Source organism: Gammaproteobacteria bacterium (assembly GCA_009845905.1).
Classification (GTDB): Bacteria; Pseudomonadota; Gammaproteobacteria; order Steroidobacterales; family Foliamicaceae; genus Foliamicus.
This window is the reverse complement of the sequence record VXYS01000004.1, coordinates 332,082-352,182: the sequence shown is the minus strand read 5'-3', so window position 1 is coordinate 352,182 and position 20,101 is coordinate 332,082. Positions and strand designations below refer to the sequence as shown.

Below are 20,101 nucleotides of genomic sequence, written 5' to 3'. Positions count from 1 at the left end.
CCCTCCCGGGGTGGGCGCCCTGTCTCCAGGGCGCCCTCGCCAATCAAAAGCCCATGTGCAGTTGCAGCGCCATCGAGCGGCCTTCGCCGGGGTAGCCCAGGGCCGCGCCGATGCCGGTGAGGTCCTTGCTGCGGTCGTTCAGCGACGTGAACCGCACCGAGTTCTGGTAATACTCCTCGTCCAGCAGGTTGCGCACGACGAACGAGACTTCCACGCCGTTCAGGAACGTGATACCGGCGCGAACGTTGGCCAGCGTGACGCTGTCCTGCCCGACCTCGGCCTCGTTGAACTGGCTGTGGAAAACCTCCGAGCGGTAGGCGATCTGGGCCAGGGCCGTGAACGTTCCGGGGCCGATTTCGTTGCTGTAACTCAAGGTGGATGTGAGCGAGACTTCCGGCGCGTTGATCAGCTTGTTGCCCTCGACGTCGAGCACGGTGCCGGCGCCGCCGCCGAAGCGCGTCACGAACTGATCGTATTCGGCGTTGAGCAGCATCGCCGACGTGTCCCATGTGAACTGGTCGGAGATCACCGTGGAGACGTCCAGCTCAAGGCCCACCACCGTGGCTTCCGCCGCGTTCGTTACGCGGACCGTTCCTTCGGTGAAGGTCGAGACCTGCAGGTCGGTGTAGTCGTAGTAGAAGGCCGAGGCGTTCGCGATCGCCCTGCCGTCCGCCAGCGTGGACTTGCTGCCCACCTCCAGGCTCCACAGATACTCGGGATCGAACGCCGGGTCGCCGCTCAGCGAGTTGGTGCCGCCGGACTTGAACCCGCGCGTGAGCGTGCCGTAGAGCATGATGTCGTCGCTGTAGTCGTACTTCAGACCCAGCTTGGGCGTGAAGGCGTTCCAGTCGTCGGTGGTATTGCGTGGCGGGAAGGAGAACGAGAAGGCCCTGGGATCGCTGGCGCCGAACAGGCCGTCGAAGTTGCCGCCGGTGAGCCCGCGAAGGTTCCAGTCTTCCTTCTCCTCGTTGCTGTAGCGCACGCCCACGATGCCGTCGAGGCGGTCGCTGAAGTGCCAGGTCAGCTCGCCGAAGCCGGCCCAGGCATCGGTCTTGTTGGTGGCGAAGATGTTGAATGCGCCGCCGAAGTTGATGGCCGGCAGGCCGAGGGCCTCTTCCTTGTCCTCGGTGAAGTAGTAGAGGCCGGCGATCCATTCATAGGCCTCGCAGTCGCAGGCCAGGCGGATCTCTTCGGAGAACTGGTCCGTATCGCGCTCGAAATGCGTTTGCGTGACGAAGATCTCGGTGCCGTCGGTGTTGAAGCGGAAGCTGTCCTCGAACTGGCGGTAGCCGGTAATGGAAGTAAGGCTCAGGCCGCCGCCCAGGTCCGCGGTCACCTCGGCCGTAATGCCGGAGATGGTCCACTTCTGGAAGCTGTCCACTTCGTTGCGCGTCTGGTCGAAGTCCGGCAGCGCCTGGGCACCTTCCGCCGCCGAGCGATGCAGGTCGCCGCGCGGGCGGATGGTGCGGTTGTCGCCGTCGAAGTCGGTGTAATCGCCGATGATCTTGGCGTTGACCGCGTCGGAAAGCGCGAAGGTCAGCGTCGCGCGGGCGGCCATGGTCTCGCCGCCATCCACTTCGTCGCCGCCCCGCGGATCGAGGTCCTCCGTGAAGCCGCCGTCGCTGCCGTAGCGCACTGCCAGGCGGAAGCCGGCGCTGTCGCCGATCGGGCCGCCGTAGGCCGCTTCGCCGTCGTAGCGGTTGAAGTTGCCGAGCTTGAGGTTCACATAGCCTTCGGGTTCGTCGCCCGGCGCGCGGTGAATGATGTTGATCACGCCGGCGGTGGCGTTACGGCCGTAGAGCGTGCCCTGCGGTCCGCGCAGCACCTCGACGCGTTCCACGTCGAGGAACTGGGTCAGGCCCATCTGCGCGCGGCCCTGATAGACGCCGTCCTGGTGCACGGCCACGGACGAGTCCTGGCCGATGCCGAACAGGTTGGTGCCCACGCCACGGATATAGAGTTGCGCCTCGCCGCCGGCCCTGCTGAACACCAGCGAGGGCACGTCGAGGCTCAGGTCCTCGATTTCGTCGAGGCCGCCGTTCTCCAGCAAGTCGCCGCTGACGGCGGTGATGGCCAGCGCCGTGTCCTGGATCGACGCCTCGCGCTTCTCGGCGGTGACGATGATCTCTTCGAAGACGTTTTCCTGTGCCGTCACGTTTGCCGCAACCATCATGCAGCCGACGGTAAGTGCGGCCAGCGATAGCCGCAGTAAACGAGTTTTCATGCGAACTTCTCCTGTTAGGTGGTTCTTGGGGGATCCGGCGGCTCCCTTAGCCGCCGGGGGTCGCGAATAATAACGGATTGCGCGTGGATTACCTAACGAGGGTGACGTTGCCGTGCTTGAGGAAGGCGGCCGCGACCTGGTCGAACACGACGCCCACGCGGATCACGCTGAAGTCGCGGAAGTCGATGATGGTGCTGGAGTGCCCGAGCGGGTTGGCGTATTTCGAAAGCCCGTAGTCGAAATGCACGCTGGCCGCCTCGCGCACCGGCGCCTCGATGTCCTCGTAGCGGTACTTGGAGCCCTGCAGCGAGGTGTTAGCCGACGAGCCGAACACCGGCATGCCGCGCTCCCATGACTGGCGGGCGATCTCGTTGTGAAACTGTCCGGCGTTGAGCAGCATGTCCATGGTCTCGGCCTTGGTGGACGACTGCATCACGAAGGGATCGACGTTGGAGAAGAACTCGTGCCCGACGCGAAACGGCGCGACGATGGAGAAGGGGATGTCCTCCTCGCGCACGATGGTCTCGGCCAGGTCGTGCTTCCAGTCGTCCATGACGTGAATTGCACGGCTCATCGTGTTGTTGGCGAACAGCCCGCCCGGTTTCTCGTAGCTGCGTTTCTTGGCGGCGTAGATGCGCCGGATGCCCGGCTCGGTGCAGGCGTTGATCGCGTAGGCGACGTCCAGCGGCGCGATCGCCACGTCGCCGGCGGCGATGGTGTCGAGCAGCAGGGCCACGTCGGCCTGCAACTGCTCCTGCGGGACCGGATCGGCGGTCGTGCGTTCGTTGGGCATGGGTTTTGCAATCATCCTTTTAGGTGTATTTACTTGCAGAAGGGTGCAAGAAGTGGGCCAATTAGACGCATTTGGTGTATTTGATCGAGTGTGGCGGCGGTCTCGGCGCCGTCGATGCCGTTGTCGTCGGCGGTCAGCGAATCGAACTTCGCGATCAGGTCGGCGCGGCGCATCGGGTTGGCGGGAGTGCCCAGGCTGTCGAGCACGTCCGAGCGGCGGGTGTCGCCGTTGCGGTCCTTCAGTTCCAGCCAGCTTCCGAAGTGCGCCGGGAAGGCCGACTGCATGTCCGGGTCCGCGACCGCGTCCACCCGATCGGCGATCGCAAGCGTGCGGCGGTCCTCCAGCGCCTCGCCCATGAATCCGGCCACCGAAGCCGGCCCGTAATAGAGCGCCGCGCCCAGCGTGAACGGCAGGCTGTACTGCGCGGCCATCTCCGAGGTCGGCCGGCGCAGCATGTGCTGGGTGACCATGATGTCCGGCCCGCCCACGACGATGGATTCGATTTCTTCCGGGTCCAGGCTGAAGTCGTCCGTGACCTCGGCCAGCGCGTCGAGGGTGGAGTGGAACAGGCGGCAGCAGGGGTAGGGCTTGTAGCTGATGCGGTGGATCTCCGGGCCGTCCGGGTGCGGTCGGTTGAGACGCTCGGGATCGGAATCGGCGCCGAAATTGTGGATCAGGCCGTAGCGGCCCTCCAGCGCCTGCTCGGGGCCGGCGATGCCGAGCCCGGCGTGCTCGGCGGCCATCACGCCATGCAGCGCTGCGTATCCGCCGTGCAGGCGCTTGACGGTCGTGCCTTCCGGCTCCTGGCTGAACTGCATCGAGCCGCCGGCCATCGACAGCACCAGGCCCCAGCCGCGCGCCAGTTCCCTGGGCGAGAGGTTCAGCAGCACGGCCGCCGCGGCGGCGGCGCCGAAGCCCACGAACAGGCTGGTGGGATGAAAGCCCAGTTCGATGGTCTCGGCGGCGTTGGTGGCCGCTCCCACGCGCCCGACCGCTTCGTAGCCGGCATGGATCGCGGCGGCCAGCCGTTCGCCGCTCAAACCGTGGTGGGCCGCCAGCGCCAGGCTGGACGCGATGACCGCCGCGCCCGGGTGGCTGACCGATTCGTCGTGGGTGTCGTCGAGTTCAAGGCCGTGGGCGGCGGTGGCGTTCACGAACGCCGCCAGGCCGGGCGCCAGGCGCGTTTGCGAAGCCAAAAGCGGCGCGTTGCCCGAGCCCGCGTGCGGCGCGGCCCACTCGTGCATGCGCCGGCCCCAGGCCAGCAGCGAGCCGGCGTAGCAGCAGCCGAGGTGATCCAGGATCAGGTTCCGGATCTGCTTCAGGTCGCGCTCGCCGAGCGGCGCGTCGCCCACGGCCAGCAGTTCCTCGGCCAGCGCCAGGCTGCGCCCGTTCTCCGCCACGCTCATGCCCTGTCCGCCCAGCTGGAGCCGTTTCCCGCCTTGTTCCTGCGGGAGTATGTGAGCCAGGGATGGCGGAACCAAGCCCCATGGATGGGTTCATGCGTCTCCCGCAGGAACAAGGCGGGAAACGGCGCAATCGAAGCGGGGCTGGCGCCACTCATGCTGTCTCACCGGCTTGTTTGCGTCGCAGGGACTCCGTAGCTGCAAGGTCCGGCGCGCCGGTTTCCGGGTCGATCACGACGCCGTACTGTTCGCGCGCCTGTTCGCTCGACAGCAGCCCGTCGAGCACGTTGTCGGCCACGAGCCGGGGATCGCGCTCAAGCGGGTCGCCGTAGCCGCCGCCGGACACCAGCGTGATCTCCAGCCGGTCGCCGGCCTCGAAACGGGCGTGCGACACCTTGGCCGGCAGTTCCTGTTCGCGGGGAGTGCCCGGATTGACCTTCACCTGGCCGGGCAGTCCGTCGCCGCCGCCGAAGATGCCGCGCGGCGGATCGCCGGAGCGGTTGTCGCCGGTGGAACTGACCGCCGCGCCCTCGAGAAAGCGCCAGGTCTTGACCGCCCCCATGCCGCCGCGCCAGCGTCCGGGGGCCGGGGCTTCGTCGCGCAGTTCGTAGCGCTCGCACAGCATCGGCGCCGACAGCTCCATCTCCTCCAGCGGGTTGTTGCGGGTATTGGCCATCAGCGTGTCCACCGTGTCGAGGCCGTCGCGGCCGTGGCGGCCGCCGTACGAGCCCTCGTTGATCTCGACGTTGATCTGGTACTTGCCCCGGTACGACTCGAACGAGTACACGAAGCAGGAAACGTTGGCCGAGTTGCCCCCGGTGACGCGCTGCGGCAGCGCCTCGCTCAGCGCCGCCAGGACCTGGTCGGGAATCCGGTTGATCTGGGTGAAGCGCGCCTCGCAGCCACGCGGGTAGATCGGGTTGAAGATGCTGCCCTTGGGCGCGTGGGCATAAACGGGGCGGAAAACGCCGTCGTTCTGCGGCACGCCCGCGCCCTCGGCGGTCTCGTCCAGCAGCAGGGCCCGCACCGCGAAGTTCACGGCCGGCAGCACGCTGCCTTCGAACGGGCAGTTGAAGCCGGTCGCGGTCTGCGGCGTGGAGCCGGTCAGGTCCACGCAGATGTCGCCGCCGCGCACCAGCACCTTCGTCGCGATCTTCAGCGGCTTGCCGAAGTGCTTGCCGTCGTCCTCCAGCCAGGCGTCCGGCGCCGGGTATTCGCCGTCGGGCAGTTCCTCGATCCGTGCGCGCATCCGCCGCTCGGCGTAGTTCATCCAGTCTTCGGCTGCGCTCATCACGCGGTCAAGGCCGTGCCGCGCGACGAGACCGGCGAAACGCTGCTCGCCCAGCCGGCAGCAGGCGATCATCGCCTCGAGGTCGCCGGCGTTGGCTTCGGGCGTGCGCACGTTGTCCATGATCAGCGACCAGAGGCCCTCGCTTCGTTCGCCGGCGGCGTGCAGCTTCACCGCGTCCAGGATCTGGCCCTCGGCGAAGAAGTCCGGCACGTCCACGGAAAATCCCGGATCGGCGGCGCCGATGTCCACCATGTGGCCGGTGCAGCCGGCGAAACCGACGTGCAGATCGCCCACGAACAGCGGCAGCAGCACGCCGTAGTCGGGACTGTGCGAAGCGCCGTGGTACGGATGGTTGTGGAGATAGACGTCGCCGGGCCGGTAGCGCCCGCGGTGCTTGCGGTCGATGCCGCGCACGTAGGCGGGCAGGGAGCCGCAGTGCATGGGCGTGGAGTCGCTCTCGCACAACTGCCGCCCGTCGAAGTCCAGCAGCGCCGCGCCGATGTCGCGCGACTCGCGCATCACGCTGGAATACGCCATGCGCACCAGGAGTTCGGCCATTTCGTGGGCGATGGAGTGCAGCGCGCCGCCGATCACCTGCAGCGAGACGGGGTCGACCTCGACGCGGTTCCAGCGGCGTTCGGCGTGCGCACCCAGTCCGGTGCTGCGCGCCTGGTCGAGTCCGGGCCAGAGTTCGGCGGCGTTCATGTCCCGGGGGTGAGACGGAGGTTGGAGAAGCGGTCCACGCGCGCCTGCCAGCCCGGAGGGATCGCGGTGGTGGTGTCGGGCTGCTCGACGATCGCGGGACCTTCGATACGATGGCCCGGCCAGAGAGCGGAGCGGCGGTAGAACGACGTGTCCTGCGCTTCGGTCGCGCCGGGGAAGCGGCAGGGCGCGGTCAGCAGCGGCTCGGCGTCGCCGGAAGACTCCGCCTCGGCCTGCGCCGAGACCAGCGGCGTGCCGGGCACGTACGCGGACACTCCGAGGTTGATGACCCGCACGGGCATGTCCGGGTAGGCGCGCAGATAGGCGCGCTCGTGCTCTGTGTCGAAGCGCTCGCGCAGCGCCGCGGCCCACTCTGCATCGATGTTGCCGGCCGGCGCGTTCACCGCCAGTTCGTTGCCCTGGCCTGCGTAGCGGCACTCGGCCCAGAGTTTCAGGCGCACTTCGTCCGCGCCGAACCCGTCGCCGGCCAGCCGTTGGGTGGCTTCTTGCGTCATCTCATCGAACCGGCCGGAAACGGCCCCGTAATCCAGGTCTTCCAGATCGCCCCAAAGCGTTGCCTTGAATTCGTAGCGCACCTGCGCGCACAGGAGCCCGCCGGCCGCGCCCACGCCGGGGTGCGGCGGGATCAGCACTTCGCCGATGGCCAGCGCTTCGGCCACCGGCGCGGCGAAGGCCCCGCCCGCGCCGCCATAGGCTACCAGCGTGAATTCGCGCGGGTCAAAGCCCTTGGACACGCTGGCCAGGCGCATCGCCTCGACCATGTTGTTGACCGCGATATCGAAGATGCCGCCGGCGGCGTCCTCCAGCGTCAGGCCCAGCGGCTCGGAGACGTGCCGTCGGATGGCGTCGCGCGCCTTCTCGGGCGTCAGCGTGGGGACGGCGTCCGCCAGGTGGTCGGCGCGGTACCAGCCGCTGACCAGCAGCGCATCGGTAACGGTCGGCCGTTCGCCGCCCTTGCCGTAGCAGGCCGGGCCGGGATCGGCGCCGGCGCTCTGCGGGCCCACGCGGAACATGCCCTCGGGGTCCAGCCAGGCGATCGAGCCGCCGCCGGCGCCCAGCGTGGCGATATCGACCATCGGCGTCATTACGTCATAGTCGCCGACGCGCGTATCGAGCAGGCTGCGCATGCGCATTTCGCCTTCCGGGGCCACGCCGATGTCCGCGGACGTGCCGCCCACGTCCAGCGTGATCACGTTCCCGCGGCCGATTTCGGCGCCGGCCTCGATGCCCGCGATCAGCGCGCCGACCGGCCCGGAAAGCAGGAGATTGACCGGGCGCCGCCAGGCTTCGGCCGGGGCGACCATTCCGCCGCTGGAAGTCATCAGGCGCAGTTGCGCCGGCACGCCCGCCTCCTCGAGCGCGGCGGCGAACCGGCGCACGTAGCGGCCGGTCACCGGGCCCACGTAGGCGTTCATCGCGGTGGTGGAGAAACGCTCGTATTCGCGCACCAGCGGCGCGATCTCGTGGCTGGCGGTGACATAGGCCTCGGGCAACTCGCGCCGGGCGATGTCCGCGATGCGCCGCTCGTGTTCCGGGTTGAGGAAGGAGAACAGGCAGCAGATCGCGATGGATTCGACGCCCTGGTCCCTGAGAAGCGCAACGGCTTCGAGCACGTCGTCCTCGTTAAGCGGCACTTCGACCTCGCCGTCGGGCGCGCGGACCCGTTCGCGCACCGTCGTCCGCCAGCGGCGCGGCGCCAGGGGACGGCTCTGGCGGGCGATTTCCTGGTAGTGCGAGAAGTTGTACGGCCGGTCCTTGCGCCCGATGTGCAGGACGTCGCGGAACCCGCGGGTGGTGATCAGACCGGTCCTGGCGCCCTTGCGTTCCAGCAGCGCATTGGTGGCCACGGTGGTGCCGTGGCAGCAGAACTCGACATCGGCGAAATCGAGGCCGGCCTTGCGCAGCAGTTCCTCCGCGCCCTGCATGGCGGCGCGGGACGGGTCGTCCGGGGTGGAGGCGAGCTTGTGGGTGGCCAGCACCTGGCCGTCGCGGCCGGCGGCGATGAGGTCGGTGAACGTTCCGCCGATGTCGATGCCGATACGCGCCAAGTTGCCCGCGCCCCTTCGCGCGCCTGGAAAGACCGCGAATTTTCGCACACCGCGGGTCGTGTATGGTTCGTGCGGCCATGGGTGCGTTGACCGAATCGGTTCTCGATTTTCTTTGCGGCGATCTTCCGGCGCGCGCGCCGGAGAAAGCCCGGCGGATTGCCGTGACCGGGTTCATCGACTGTATCGGCGTGGCCCTGGCCGGGGCGGACCAGCCAGTGGTGCGCAATCTGCTGAAGTCCGACGGCGGGGGCAAACCGGAAGCGCGGCTGCTGCTGAGCGGCGAGCGCATGCCGGCCGCCGCCGCGGCGCTGATCGGGTCCGCCGCCGCCCACGCGCTCGATCTCGACGACTACGCTTTCGGCAACCACACCAGCGCGGTCCTTGTACCGCCGATCCTTGCGGAAGCCGAGGTGGTGGGCGCTTCCGGCGCCCGCATGATCGAAGCCTACCTGGCGGGATTCGAGGTATGGAGCGTCCTGGCGGGGCGTGAGCGGGACTACATGCAGGGGGCGGGCTGGCATCCGACCGGCGTCTATGGCCCGGTGGCGGCGGCGGCCGCGCTCAGCCGGCTGCGCGGCATGTCAATGGACGAAACGCGCAATGCGCTGGGCCTCGCCGTGGCCGCCGGGGCCGGCGTGATGGACAACTTCGGGACCCAGGCCAAGCCCTACCAGGCCGCGCGCGCGGCCGAGGCCGGCGTCACGGCCGTGCGCCGTGCGCTGGCCGGCCTGGACGCGGGGCCGGATGCGCTGGACGGGGCAGGGGGCTTCCTGAAGGTAATCTCGCCGTCGGGCCGCGTGGACCGTGCGTCAGCCGCGTCGGATCTCGGAGAAGACTGGTACATGGCCGAGCATGGGCTGAACATCAAGCGCTACCCGGTCGTGGGCGCGGCCCAGCGCTGCGTGGATGCGGCCCTGCAGCTGCACGCCGACCACGGTCCGGATGTCGCGGCGATCGAGCACGTGACTGCGCGGATCAGCCGGGATCACTCGTCGGTCATGCAGTTCCGGATGCCCGCCGATGCCATGCAGGCCAAGTTCAGCCTGGAGTTCGCGGTCGCGGCGCCGCTGATCTTCGGGCGCCTGGGCTTCGCGGAAATGCGCGACGATTGCGTGCGGCGAGACGACCTGCAGGCGCTGATGAGGAAGGTGGAGCGGGAAGAAGGCCCGGACGACGATCCGGTTTACCCGGTGGGGGCGCGCCATGACACGGTCGGCGTCGTGCTTGACGACGGGACCGCGCTGAAAAGCGAGCCGGTCCATCGCTACCGGGGGCATGGACAGAACCCGCTTTCACAGGACGAACTGCGCGCCAAGTTCATGAATTGCGCGACGGTGACCGGCGCAGTGCCTGAGGATGCGGCTGCAGATCTGTACGAGTGTCTGTGGCGCCTTGAGGAATTGAGCGGCGTCGTGGAAATACCAGAAATATCTATCTTATCAGGATATTAGTAGTAATTACTCTAAATTAAATAAATTTACAAATCAGTCGCCGGCCAGCAAGTCTTCGAGCACGGAGGCCGCGGCCAGCACCCGCATGTCGGCGAACCGAGCGCCCACGAGCTGCACGCCAACCGGGAGGCCCGACGGCCCCGCAAGACCCGGAATCGTCACGCACGGCAACTGCAGCGCCGTAAACAGCCGGTTGAACGTGGCCTCGCCGTTGCCGTCCCTGCGCGGGATCGCTTCACCCGGCACCGAGGCCGTCAGCCAGGCGTCGTAATCGGCAAGGCCCCGGTCGAACACCGGGCGCAGGCCGCCGATGCCGTCGTAGGCTTCGGCCATCGCGCGCGGCGTGATCCCGCGGTTGACCTCGACCTCCTCGATAATGTCTTCGTGCAAGCCCTGCTTGCCGGCGCCGTACTCGGCCAGAAGCGATATCCGCGCCTCGCCGTGCATGATCACGTCCTGCCACTCGTTCAGGTTCTCCGCGCCCGGTACCTCGTCCACCTCCTCGACGCCGTGGCCGGATGAGGCGAACTTTTCGGCGACGGTCTCCACGGCCGAACGGCTGGCCGGCTCGGCGTCGGGCCAGTAGGGCGTTCGGTAGAGTCCGATCCGCAGGCTCCGGCCTGCCTCGGGCGCCTGCCATTCGCCCAGGTTCAGGACTTCCCCGGTACGCGCCAGGAGTTCCACGTCCTCGGCCATCCAGCCGACCGTATCGAGGCTGGGCGCATGCAGCCACAGTCCCTGCACCGGCACCCGGCCGTAGGTGGGCTTGAAGCCGGCCACGCCGCAGAACGAAGCCGGCCGGATCACCGAACCGCCGGTTTGCGTTCCCAGCGCCATGGGCGCCATGCCGGTGGCCACGGCGGCGCCCGAACCCGCCGACGAGCCGCCCGGGGTGCGCTTGGGATCGTGCGGGTGGGCGGTGGGCGGGTCGCGGCCGATGCCGGCGAATTCGACGGTGTCCGCCTTGCCCAGCAGCACGCATCCCGCCTGGCGCAGCAGTCGTACGCAGGCCGCGTCCTGCTCGGCGCGCCGGCCCTCGTAGCGCGGCGAACCGCGCTGCGTAGGCAGGTCCACCGTATCGATCACGTCCTTCACCGCGAACGGCAATCCGTGCAGCGGCCCGCGGGGCCCGCGCAGTTCGCGCTCGCGGTCCCGGGCCCGCGCCTCGCCCAGCGCCCGCTCGGCATCGAACGCCGCGAACGCCTGCACGTTCCTCTCGCGTTCCTCGTAGCGCGCGATGCAGCGCTCGACCGCCTGCTCGCTCGAGACCTCCCCGCGCGCCAGCCTCGCCCACAAGCCCCGCGACCGGAAGCCGGAGCCCGGATTGCGCTTCATGGATTTGGTCTGGCCATAGTCGGGTCCGACGCCTTGACGCCGACCATTATGGCCGCTCCCCGGGAGGCGGTTTGCCCTCAGCCGGTCTCGTCGACGATGTGCAGGTTGACGCCCTGGTTGGCCAGTTGTCGGGCGATGTCGGAGGGAATGCCCGCGTCCGTCACCAGCGTGTCGATCCGGTCGAACTTGCAGATGATGTGCGAGCAGCGCTTGCCGAATTTAGACGAGTCCGAAACCAGGATGATCTCGCTGGCCATGTTGCACATCCGGCGGTTCAGGCTGGCCTCCTGCGCGAAGTGGGTGGTTACTCCAACCCCGGTATCGATCCCATCCGCACCCAGAACCAGCTTGTCGAAATGCATGTGGCGCAGGCCTTCCTCGGCATGCTTGCCGTAGAAGCTCAGCGACCGGGTGCGCAGGATTCCGCCCGTGACGAGAATTTCAAGGTGCTGGGCCCGGGCCAGCGCCGACGCTACGTTCAGCCCGTTGGTGACGACCGTCAGGTCGTGATGGTCCAGCAGGCAAAGAGCCACTTCCTCGGTCGTCGTGCCGGAGTCCAGGGCTATCGTGTGGACGTCGCTGCCGATCATTCCCGCAACCGCGCGCCCGAGGCGCCGCTTGACGGACAGGTTGTCCTTGTGCCGCTCCTGCATGGAAAGCTCGCGGGTCAGCCGGTTGCTGGCGACGGCGCCGCCGCGGGCGCGCACGACCAGCCCCTTGCTGTTCAGCGCGTTCAGATCGTTGCGTATCGTGACTTGCGAAACATTGAGCATCCGGGCCAGTTCTTCCACCCCTACCTTGCCCTTGGACTCAGTCTGGCGCACGATTTCGGAGCGCCTTTCGATCAGGCTCAACATGAATTCCCCCCGGCTCAATGTGAATTCCCCCCGGTTGAGGCGAAATCCTAATCACTTGCATTGATTTTCACAACCGGCGCCCGCAGCCGCAGCAACGGCATTGCGACGCGCAAGCGCTGCGCGCGCGATGGCCCGGATCCGCGCGTTCGCCGCAACGCTTGCGGTTACGATAGCGCCCGAATCCGTTTCCGGTCCGCAACGATGGAGATCAGGGGAGAACAAAGCCTGGCGCACCCGCGCGAAGACGTGTGGGCGGCGCTGATCGACCCCGATGTGCTGGGCGCCTGCGTGCCCGGCTGCAAGTCCTTCGAGCGGGTTTCCGAGGATCACTACCGCGCCGCCATGCAGGCCGATATCGGTCCGGTGAGCGCAGGATTCGAAGTCGAGATACGGATAGCCGATCCGGATCCGCCGCACTCCTACCGCCTGGAGGGCAATGCCAAGGCGGCCGTCGGCTTCGGCCGCGGCCAGGCCGACGTTCGCCTGGAGGAAGACGGCCGGGGCGGAACGAAGCTCAGCTACGTGGCGAATCTGCAACTGGGCGGAAAACTGGCGCAGGTCGGATCGCGCCTGTTGTCGGGCATTACGCGCAAGATCGCGGCCAACTTCTTCGAGCGCTTCGCGCAGGTGCTGGAGGGCAAGCGGCCGGTGGGCGCGGCGGGGGCGAAACGGCCGGGAGTCGGGCTCCAGGCGGCCCTGGGCCGGGTCTTCGGGAACCGGGTATTGCGCTGGGCCGTTCCGGTCGTGCTGATTGTCCTGGGAGCGCTTGCCGTTTTCCTGTTGTTGGCTTAGTGATTGGCGTTATTATCGGAACCGGTGTGGTCGGAAGGCACGCCAGGGTCCGGCGCTAGCCGGATGAGGACAATCGCAAGTTAAGGAGGGGCGGGAATGGACGCTACGGTTTCGTTCACGCTGAACGGCAAGAATGTCAGCGCCGAAACGACCGGCGCGACGCTGCTGGTGGATCTGCTTCGCAACCATTTCGGACTGACCGGGGCTCACGTGGGCTGCGACACCAGCCAGTGCGGCGCCTGCGTGATTCACGTCGATGGCGTCTCGGTCAAGAGTTGCACGATGCTGGCGGCGCAGGCCGACGGCAGCACGGTGGAGACGATCGAGGGCCTGGCCGCGAACGGCGAACTGCATCCCGTTCAGCAGGCGTTTCATGAGCATCACGCCCTGCAATGCGGGTTCTGCACGCCCGGCATGATCATGAGCGCGGTCGATCTGCTGCGCCGCAACCCGCGGCCCAGCGAAGTCGAAGTGCGCGACTGGCTGGAAGGCAACATGTGCCGCTGCACGGGCTATCACAACATCGTCAAGGCGGTGCGCGCGGCGGCGGTTGCCATGGGAGAGGAGGCGTCATGAGCGGCGGCATGGGGATCGGCGTATCGGCGCCACGCACCGAGGACCGGCGCTTCATCACCGGCCGGGGCCGGTATGTGGACGACATCAACCTGCGCTCGCAGCAGTACGCCTGGTTCGTGCGCTCGCCCCACCCGCACGCCGAGGTTCGCGGCGTGGATGCGGCGGACGCCCTGAAGATGCCCGGCGTAACGGCGGTGCTTACCGGAGCGGACATGCAGGCCGACGGCGTCGGGCCGCTGCCCGTGGCCTGGGGCATAACCAGCCGGGACGGCTCGCCCGCTTTCGAGCCTGAGTACCCAGCGCTGGCCACCGACCGGGTGCGCTACGTGGGCAACCCGGTGGCGGTGGTCGTGGCCGAATCGCGGACCCAGGCCCGGGACGCCGCAGAGATGGTGAACGTGGACTACGAGGAACTGGAGTCCGTGTCCAGCGCGACGGCCGCGATGGAGGAGGGCGCGCCGCTGATCCATGAGGGCGCGCCCGGCAACGTGTGCTTCGACTGGGAGTGGCTGCCGGCGGCCATGGCGCCGGACGCCAGGAGCAACACGGACAAGGCTTTCGAGGAGGCCGCGCACGTCGTGTCGCTGGAACTGGTGAATAACCGGCTGGTCCCGAACGCGATGGAACCGCGCGCCAGCCTGGCGGACTTCAATCCGGCCACCGGCCAGCTCACGCTCTACACGACCAGCCAGAACCCGCACGTCAACCGACTGTTGCTGTGCACCGCCACGCTGAAGATGCCCGAGCACAAGGTTCGCGTGGTGGCGCCGGACGTCGGCGGCGGATTCGGGTCGAAGATTTACCACTATGCCGAGGAACTGACCGTTTGCTGGGCTTCGCGGCGGCTGGGGGTCCCGGTCAAGTGGACCGCCGAACGCAGCGAGTCGTTCCTGGCCGACGCGCAGGGCCGCGACCACGTGACCCGCGTGGAACTGGCGCTGGACGCCGATGCGCACTTTACCGGCATGCGGGTGGACACCGTCGCCAATCTGGGCGGATGGCTGTCGGCTTTCGGCCCGGCCATTCCCACCGTGTTCTATGCGCCTCTGCTCGCGGGGGTCTACCGGACGCCCAACATCTACGTGACCGTCAAGGGCGTGTTCACCAACACCACGCCCACCGACGCCTACCGGGGCGCCGGGCGCCCCGAGGCCTGTTACGCGGTGGAGCGGGCCGTGGACGAGGCCGCGGTTCAGATCGGCATGGATCCGGCCGAATTGCGCCGGCGCAATTTCATTCCGCCCGACGAGTTTCCCTACCAGTCGCCGGTGGGACAACTCTACGACTCCGGCGATTTCGAAGGCTGCCTGAACCTGGCCAGGGAACTGAACTCGTATGAAAGATTCGAGGAACGTCGCCGGCAGAGCCAGGCCGCGGGCAAGCTGCGCGGCCGCGGCATGTGCTTCTATATCGAAGCCTGCGGGGCCGCGCCTTCGCAGGCCGCCGGGCAACTGGGCGCGCGCGCCGGGCTCTACGAGGTGGCCACCGTCCGGGTGCATCCCTCCGGCAGCGTGCAGGTACTGACGGGGTCCCACAGCCACGGGCAAAGCCACGAGACCACCTTTGCGCAGATCGTCGCCGAGCGGCTGGGCATTGATTTCGGCAACGTGGAAATCGTGCACGGCGATACCGGCGAGATCCCGTTCGGAATGGGCACCTACGGTTCGCGTTCGCTGGCCGTGGGCGGAACCGCGCTGTACAAGGCCCTCGACAAGGTGGAGGAGAAGGGTCGCAAGATCGCCGCGCATCTGCTCGAGGCGGAGGCGGCCGATATCGAGTTCACCGACGGCCAGTTCCGGGTGGCCGGCACCGATCGCGCGGTGTCCTTCGGGGATGTCGCGCTGTCGGCCTACGTGCCGCACAACTATCCGTTGCAGGAACTGGAGCCGGGACTGGAGGAGACCGCGTTCTTCGATCCGGAGAATTTCACCTTCCCGTCGGGCTGCTACATCTGCGAGGTCGAAGTGGACCGGCAAACGGGCGAAGTCGAGTTGTGCGATTTCGTTGCCGCCGACGATTTCGGCAACATCATCAATCCCATGGTGGTGGAAGGCCAGGTGCACGGAGGGCTGGCGCAGGGCATCGGGCAGGCGCTGCTGGAGCACTGCCTGTACACGCCCGAAGGCCAGTTGCTGAGCGGTTCGTACATGGATTACTGCATGCCGCGGGCGGACGATCTGCCGAATTTCGTCGTGGCCACGCGCTGCACGCCCACGCCCTTCAACCCGCTGGGCGTCAAGGGCTGCGGGGAAGCCGGCGCGATCGGCGCGCCGCCGGCGGTGATCAACGCCGTTCTCGATGCGCTGCGCCCGCTGGGCGTTACGCATATCGACATGCCGGCCACGCCGCAGGCCGTTTGGCAGGCGATCCAGGCCGCCCAGTCCGGTGATTGAGACCGGCGAGTAGAGGAGGACAGAGCAATGCGCGAATTCAATTACTACCGCGCCGGGTCGGTGCGCGACGCGGCCAAGCGCCTCGGCGCGAGCGGGAATGCTATGCTGCTGGCCGGCGGAATGACCCTGCTGCCGGCGCTCAAGATGCGCCTGAACGAACCCGGGGAACTGATCGACCTGGCCGGGATCGATGAACTCAGGGGCGTCAAGCTGACCCGCAAGGGGGCCCATATCGGCGCCACCACAACGCACGCGGAGGTCGCGGGCAACGTGGAGCTGCGGGCCGCGGTTCCGGTCCTGCCGCATGCCGCCGAGTCGATCGGGGATCCGCAGGTGCGCAATCGCGGCACGCTGGGCGGTTCGCTGGCCAATAACGACCCGGCGGCCGACTATCCGGCGGTGGCCCTGGCCCTGGGCGCGACCATTTTCACCAACAAGCGCAAGATATCCGCGGACGACTTCTTTGTCGGGATGTTCGAGACGGCCCTGGGGCGCGGCGAGATGGTCACGCAGGTCCTTTTCCCGAAACCGCAACGGGCGGGCTACGCGAAATTCCCGAACCCGGCCACGCGTTACGCGCTCGTGGGCGTTTGCGTGGCGCAGTTCAAGACGGGTGTTCGCGTGGCCGTGACCGGCGCCGGCGCATCGGTGTACCGGCTGCCGGAATTCGAGGACGCGCTGGACGCCGACTTCTCCGAAGTTGCGCTGGATGGGCTCACGGCTTCGGCGGCGAACCTGAACGACGACATGCACGCCGGCGCCGACTACCGCGCGCACCTGGTGTGCGTCATGGCCCACCGCGCCGTCTCGCTGGCCCTCGACTGACAGGTTTGACCGCAACACCGGACTCCGTGGAGCAGGTGCGAGGCCTGCTCGAGGGGCAGGACTACATCGCCGGCGACCGCCTGAGCACGTCGGTTTTTCTGGCCCTTAGCCTCAGGCGCCCGCTGTTCCTCGAGGGCGAGGCCGGCGTCGGCAAGACCGAATTGGGCGTCGCGCTGGCCGCGGCGCTGGGGCGCCGGCTCATCCGCCTGCAATGCCACGAGGGACTGGACCTGGCCGGGGCGGCGTACGAGTGGAACCATGCGCGCCAGATCCTCGCCATCCGCCTAGCGGAGGCCGAGGAGCGCGTGGACGAGATGGCGAAGGACCTCTATTCGCGCGAATACCTGATCGAACGTCCGCTGCTCGAGGCGCTTTCGCCCCGTCCCGAGGGACCGCCGGTGCTGCTGGTGGACGAACTCGACCGCGCCGACGAGCCTTTCGAGGCCTATCTGCTTGAATTCCTGTCCGATTTCCGGATGAGCATTCCGGAATTGGGCGAGGTCCGGGCGCCCGAGGCGCCGGTCGTGGTGCTCACGTCCAACCGCACCCGCGAGGTGCATGATGCGCTCAAGCGCCGCTGCCTCTACTGCTGGGTGGACTACCCGACGCAGGCCGCCGAGGAACGCATCCTCCAGGCCCGTGTGCCGGGACTGCCCGAGGTCCTGCACGCGAAGGTGGTCGGTTTCGTCCAGGGTCTGCGCAAGGAAGGCCTGTTCAAGTCGCCGGGCGTGTCGGAAACGCTGGACTGGGCGGAGTCGCTGATGGCCATGGGCGCCCGCGAAGTGGACACGCAAGCTGCCTCGGAGACGCTCGGCGCCCTGCTCAAGTACCAGGAGGACCTGGAGCAGGTCGACGAGTCGGTCGTCGACCGCCTCCTTGCCGCCTCTGCCTGACCCCGGGGGGGAGGGCGTCCCCGGCCTCTCCGAGCGCATCGTCAGTTTCGTGCGCACGCTGCGCGCGGCGGGATTGCCGCTGGGTGTGGGCAGGAGCGCGCTGGCGCTTGAGGCCGCCAGGCGCGTCGACATCGGCAATCGCGCCGAGTTTTCCGCGGCGCTGCGTTCGGTCCTGACCGCCGGTCCCGCCGAGGGCGTGCTGTTCGACTGCGCCTTCGCGATGTTCTTCGGCAACGCCGCGGCGTTTGCAAGGCTCGGTGACCTGCAGGAGCTGGGCCTGCGCTCCATGGGCGAGGCCAGGCCTCCGCCCGGCGCCCTGCGGATGTTGCGGGCCATGGACAGTGCTTCCAACCTGATCGCCGCGCCCGGCGCCGAGCGGGCCGTTGCCGGCGCCGGCTATTCGCCGCAGGAGCGGCTCGCGTCCACCGACTTCGCGCAGATGACGCCGGAGGAACAGGCCCAGGCCCGCGAACTGCTGCGCCGCGGCGTGCTCTGCCCGAAGCGCATCGGCCGGCGCTACAAGGCCGCCGCGCACGGACCGCGGATCGACCTGCAGGCCACGCTGCGGGCGGGGCTGGCATCCGGCGGCGAACTGGTGCGACTGAAGCGCAAGGCGCGGCGCGCCGAGCCCATGTCGCTGGTGCTGCTGTTCGACGTCTCGGGCTCCATGACCACCTATGCGCGCATGGCGATCCATTTTGCCCACGCGCTGTGCAGCGCCCGCCGCAACGTCGAGGCGTTTGTTTTCGCCACCCGCCTGACCCGGGTGACCCGCGAACTGCGGGGGCGGGACGCCGACGTGGCGACGGCCGCGGCGCTCAGGGCCGCTCCCGACTGGGAGGGGGGCACGCGCATCGCGTCGGCCCTGGGCCAGTTCAACCGGCAATGGTCGCGCCGGGTGCTGGCCCGTCCGGGCATGGTGCTGCTGTTCAGCGACGGCCTGGAGCGTGCCTACGTGGAAGAACTGCGGTTCGAGGCGGCGCGCCTGCGCCGGTCGTGCAAGCGCTTGGTGTGGCTGAACCCGCTGCTGGGCTACAAGGACTTCGAGCCCCGCGCCCGCGGCGTGCGGGCGCTGCTGCCCGCGGTGCACGAACATCGCCCGGGCCACAACGTCGACAGCCTGCTCGGGCTTGCCGACGCGTTAGAGTAGGGGACGATGACGGACTTCTCGCTCGACTCGTTCATGGCCGGCGTCGTGCGGCGGAACCCGGGCGAGACGGAGTTCCACCAGGCCGTGCGGGAAGTCGCCATCGACATCATTCCCTTCGAGGGGGAGAACCCCCTGTTCCGGGAGGCGCGAATTTTCGAGCGGCTCGCGGAACCGGACCGGGTCGTTTCCTTCCGCGTGGTATGGGAAACCGACCGCCGCCGGATCCATATCAATCGCGGTTACCGCGTCCAGTGGAACAATGCGATCGGGCCCTACAAGGGCGGCCTGCGCTTCCATCCGTCGGTCAACCAGAGCATCCTGAAATTCCTCGCTTTCGAACAGACCTTCAAGAACAGCCTGACCGGCCTGCCCATAGGGGGCGCCAAGGGCGGCTCCGATTTCGACCCCAAGGGCCGCTCCGACGCCGAGATCATGCGGTTCTGCCAGGCCTTCATGACCGAGCTGCACCGGCACATCGGCCCCAACACCGACGTGCCGGCGGGCGACATCGGAGTGGGCGGGCGCGAAATCGGCTACCTGTTCGGCCAGTACAAGCGCCTCCAGAACGCTTTCGAAGCCGTTCTTACCGGCAAGGCGCTGGAGTTCGGCGGCTCCTACCTGCGCCCGGAAGCCACCGGCTACGGCGTGGTCTACATGATGGAAGAAATGCTGGCGCTGAAGAACGAGGACCTGGACGGCAGGACCTGCGTCGTTTCGGGGTCCGGAAACGTGGCCCTGCATTGCTGCCAGCGGCTGATCCACATGGGTGCGAAGGTCGTTACGCTCTCCGATTCGTCGGGGTTCGTGCATGACCCGGCCGGGATCGACTCGGACAAGTTCGCCTGGGTTTACGACCTGAAGCTGTCGCGGCGTGGCCGAATCGAGGAATATGCGAAGGAATTCGGCTGCGATTTCCATGCCGGGAAACGTCCCTGGGCGGTGCCCTGCGACCTGGCCTTTCCCTGTGCCACGCAGAATGAACTCGACGAGCCGGACGCGCGCAGCCTGGTCGAAGGCGGGTGCCGGGCGGTCGCCGAGGGCGCGAACATGCCCAGCACGCCGGCGGCCATGCAATTCCTGGCGGAGGCCCGCGTGCCCCACATGCCGGGAAAGGCCGCCAACGCGGGCGGCGTCGCCGTTTCGGGTCTGGAGATGAGCCAGAACAGCCAGCGGTTCAGCTGGTCCCGCGGCGAGGTGAACATGAAGCTGCACGACATCATCCGCCACATTCACGAACAGTGTGTCCGCCACGGCGAAGAGTCCGGTTTCACCAACTATTGCCGGGGCGCCAATATCGGCGGCTACACGAAGGTGGCCGAGGCCATGCTGGCCTACGGCGTCGTGTGA

The 20,101-nt window shown here is 68.0% G+C and carries 14 protein-coding genes and 1 pseudogene; 8 read left to right on the top strand and 7 right to left on the bottom strand.

The genetic code is table 11. From position 1 onward, the window contains the following. Positions 1–43: 43 nt before the first annotated feature. From F4036_03110 to F4036_03090, 5 genes are all read right to left on the bottom strand, one after another. Entirely contained in the window at positions 44–2,224 is a 2,181-nt protein-coding gene (locus F4036_03110; protein ID MYK36728.1) for a TonB-dependent receptor, read from the bottom strand. 88 nt (positions 2,225–2,312) lie between these two features. Continuing rightward, positions 2,313–3,032 (bottom strand): hypothetical protein, encoded by a 720-nt coding sequence (locus F4036_03105; GenBank protein MYK36727.1) that lies wholly within the window; start codon positions 3,030–3,032, stop codon positions 2,313–2,315. Between the two features lie 14 nt (positions 3,033–3,046). Further along, complete coding sequence (locus F4036_03100; protein MYK36726.1) at positions 3,047–4,423, bottom strand: MmgE/PrpD family protein; 1,377 nt, start codon at positions 4,421–4,423, stop codon at positions 3,047–3,049. Between the two features lie 151 nt (positions 4,424–4,574). Next, positions 4,575–6,416 (bottom strand): hydantoinase B/oxoprolinase family protein, encoded by a 1,842-nt coding sequence (locus F4036_03095; GenBank protein MYK36725.1) that lies wholly within the window; start codon positions 6,414–6,416, stop codon positions 4,575–4,577. Further along, positions 6,413–8,482, bottom strand: a complete 2,070-nt coding sequence (locus F4036_03090; protein MYK36724.1) for a hydantoinase/oxoprolinase family protein — start codon at positions 8,480–8,482, stop codon at positions 6,413–6,415. The genes F4036_03095 and F4036_03090 overlap by 4 nt, the downstream gene beginning before the upstream one ends. 62 nt (positions 8,483–8,544) lie before the next feature. Here F4036_03090 and F4036_03085 point away from each other — a divergent pair, with 62 nt between their 5' ends. Further along, complete coding sequence (locus F4036_03085) at positions 8,545–9,933, top strand: MmgE/PrpD family protein (protein MYK36723.1); 1,389 nt, start codon at positions 8,545–8,547, stop codon at positions 9,931–9,933. Positions 9,934–9,966: 33 nt separating this feature from the next. Here the strand turns inward: F4036_03085 and F4036_03080 are convergent, their stop codons facing one another. Further along, positions 9,967–11,268, bottom strand: a complete 1,302-nt coding sequence (locus F4036_03080) for an amidase (protein ID MYK36722.1) — start codon at positions 11,266–11,268, stop codon at positions 9,967–9,969. Between the two features lie 77 nt (positions 11,269–11,345). Next, complete coding sequence (locus tag F4036_03075) at positions 11,346–12,125, bottom strand: DeoR/GlpR transcriptional regulator (protein ID MYK36721.1); 780 nt, start codon at positions 12,123–12,125, stop codon at positions 11,346–11,348. A 201-nt stretch (positions 12,126–12,326) separates the two neighbouring features. Here F4036_03075 and F4036_03070 point away from each other — a divergent pair. The 7 genes and pseudogenes from F4036_03070 (at position 12,327) to F4036_03040 (ending at position 20,101) form a co-directional block, all read left to right on the top strand. Then, a pseudogene (locus F4036_03070) lies at positions 12,327–12,746 on the top strand (carbon monoxide dehydrogenase subunit G). A 267-nt stretch (positions 12,747–13,013) separates the two neighbouring features. Then, positions 13,014–13,493, top strand: coding sequence for a (2Fe-2S)-binding protein (locus tag F4036_03065; protein MYK36720.1), 480 nt, complete (start codon positions 13,014–13,016; stop codon positions 13,491–13,493). Further along, the gene (locus F4036_03060; protein MYK36719.1) at positions 13,490–15,886 is read left to right on the top strand and encodes a xanthine dehydrogenase family protein molybdopterin-binding subunit; all 2,397 of its coding nucleotides are present in this window, start codon (positions 13,490–13,492) and stop codon (positions 15,884–15,886) included. The genes F4036_03065 and F4036_03060 overlap by 4 nt, the downstream gene beginning before the upstream one ends. 27 nt (positions 15,887–15,913) lie before the next feature. Continuing rightward, positions 15,914–16,711 carry a xanthine dehydrogenase family protein subunit M gene (locus F4036_03055; GenBank protein ID MYK36718.1) on the top strand — a complete coding sequence of 266 codons (798 nt, stop codon included), beginning with the start codon at positions 15,914–15,916 and terminating at the stop codon, positions 16,709–16,711. 5 nt (positions 16,712–16,716) lie between these two features. Continuing rightward, on the top strand, positions 16,717–17,604 hold the full coding sequence (locus F4036_03050; GenBank protein MYK36717.1) for a MoxR family ATPase: 888 nt from the start codon (positions 16,717–16,719) through the stop codon (positions 17,602–17,604). Next, positions 17,588–18,754, top strand: coding sequence for a VWA domain-containing protein (locus tag F4036_03045; GenBank protein ID MYK36716.1), 1,167 nt, complete (start codon positions 17,588–17,590; stop codon positions 18,752–18,754). The genes F4036_03050 and F4036_03045 overlap by 17 nt, the downstream gene beginning before the upstream one ends. A 6-nt stretch (positions 18,755–18,760) precedes the next feature. Continuing rightward, positions 18,761–20,101 carry an NADP-specific glutamate dehydrogenase gene (locus tag F4036_03040; GenBank protein ID MYK36715.1) on the top strand — a complete coding sequence of 447 codons (1,341 nt, stop codon included), beginning with the start codon at positions 18,761–18,763 and terminating at the stop codon, positions 20,099–20,101.

Bases quoted from the DNA above. Each gene is read 5' to 3' on its own strand.
- F4036_03110 (MYK36728.1), bottom strand. From the start codon at position 2,224: ATGAAAACTCGTTTACTGCGGCTATCGCTGGCCGCACTTACCGTCGGC.
- F4036_03105 (MYK36727.1), bottom strand. From the start codon at position 3,032: ATGATTGCAAAACCCATGCCCAACGAACGCACGACCGCCGATCCGGTC.
- F4036_03100 (MYK36726.1), bottom strand. From the start codon at position 4,423: ATGAGCGTGGCGGAGAACGGGCGCAGCCTGGCGCTGGCCGAGGAACTG.
- F4036_03095 (MYK36725.1), bottom strand. From the start codon at position 6,416: ATGAACGCCGCCGAACTCTGGCCCGGACTCGACCAGGCGCGCAGCACC.
- F4036_03085 (MYK36723.1), top strand. From the start codon at position 8,545: ATGGTTCGTGCGGCCATGGGTGCGTTGACCGAATCGGTTCTCGATTTT.
- F4036_03080 (MYK36722.1), bottom strand. From the start codon at position 11,268: ATGAAGCGCAATCCGGGCTCCGGCTTCCGGTCGCGGGGCTTGTGGGCG.
- F4036_03075 (MYK36721.1), bottom strand. From the start codon at position 12,125: ATGTTGAGCCTGATCGAAAGGCGCTCCGAAATCGTGCGCCAGACTGAG.
- F4036_03065 (MYK36720.1), top strand. From the start codon at position 13,014: ATGGACGCTACGGTTTCGTTCACGCTGAACGGCAAGAATGTCAGCGCC.
- F4036_03060 (MYK36719.1), top strand. From the start codon at position 13,490: ATGAGCGGCGGCATGGGGATCGGCGTATCGGCGCCACGCACCGAGGAC.
- F4036_03055 (MYK36718.1), top strand. From the start codon at position 15,914: ATGCGCGAATTCAATTACTACCGCGCCGGGTCGGTGCGCGACGCGGCC.
- F4036_03040 (MYK36715.1), top strand. From the start codon at position 18,761: ATGACGGACTTCTCGCTCGACTCGTTCATGGCCGGCGTCGTGCGGCGG.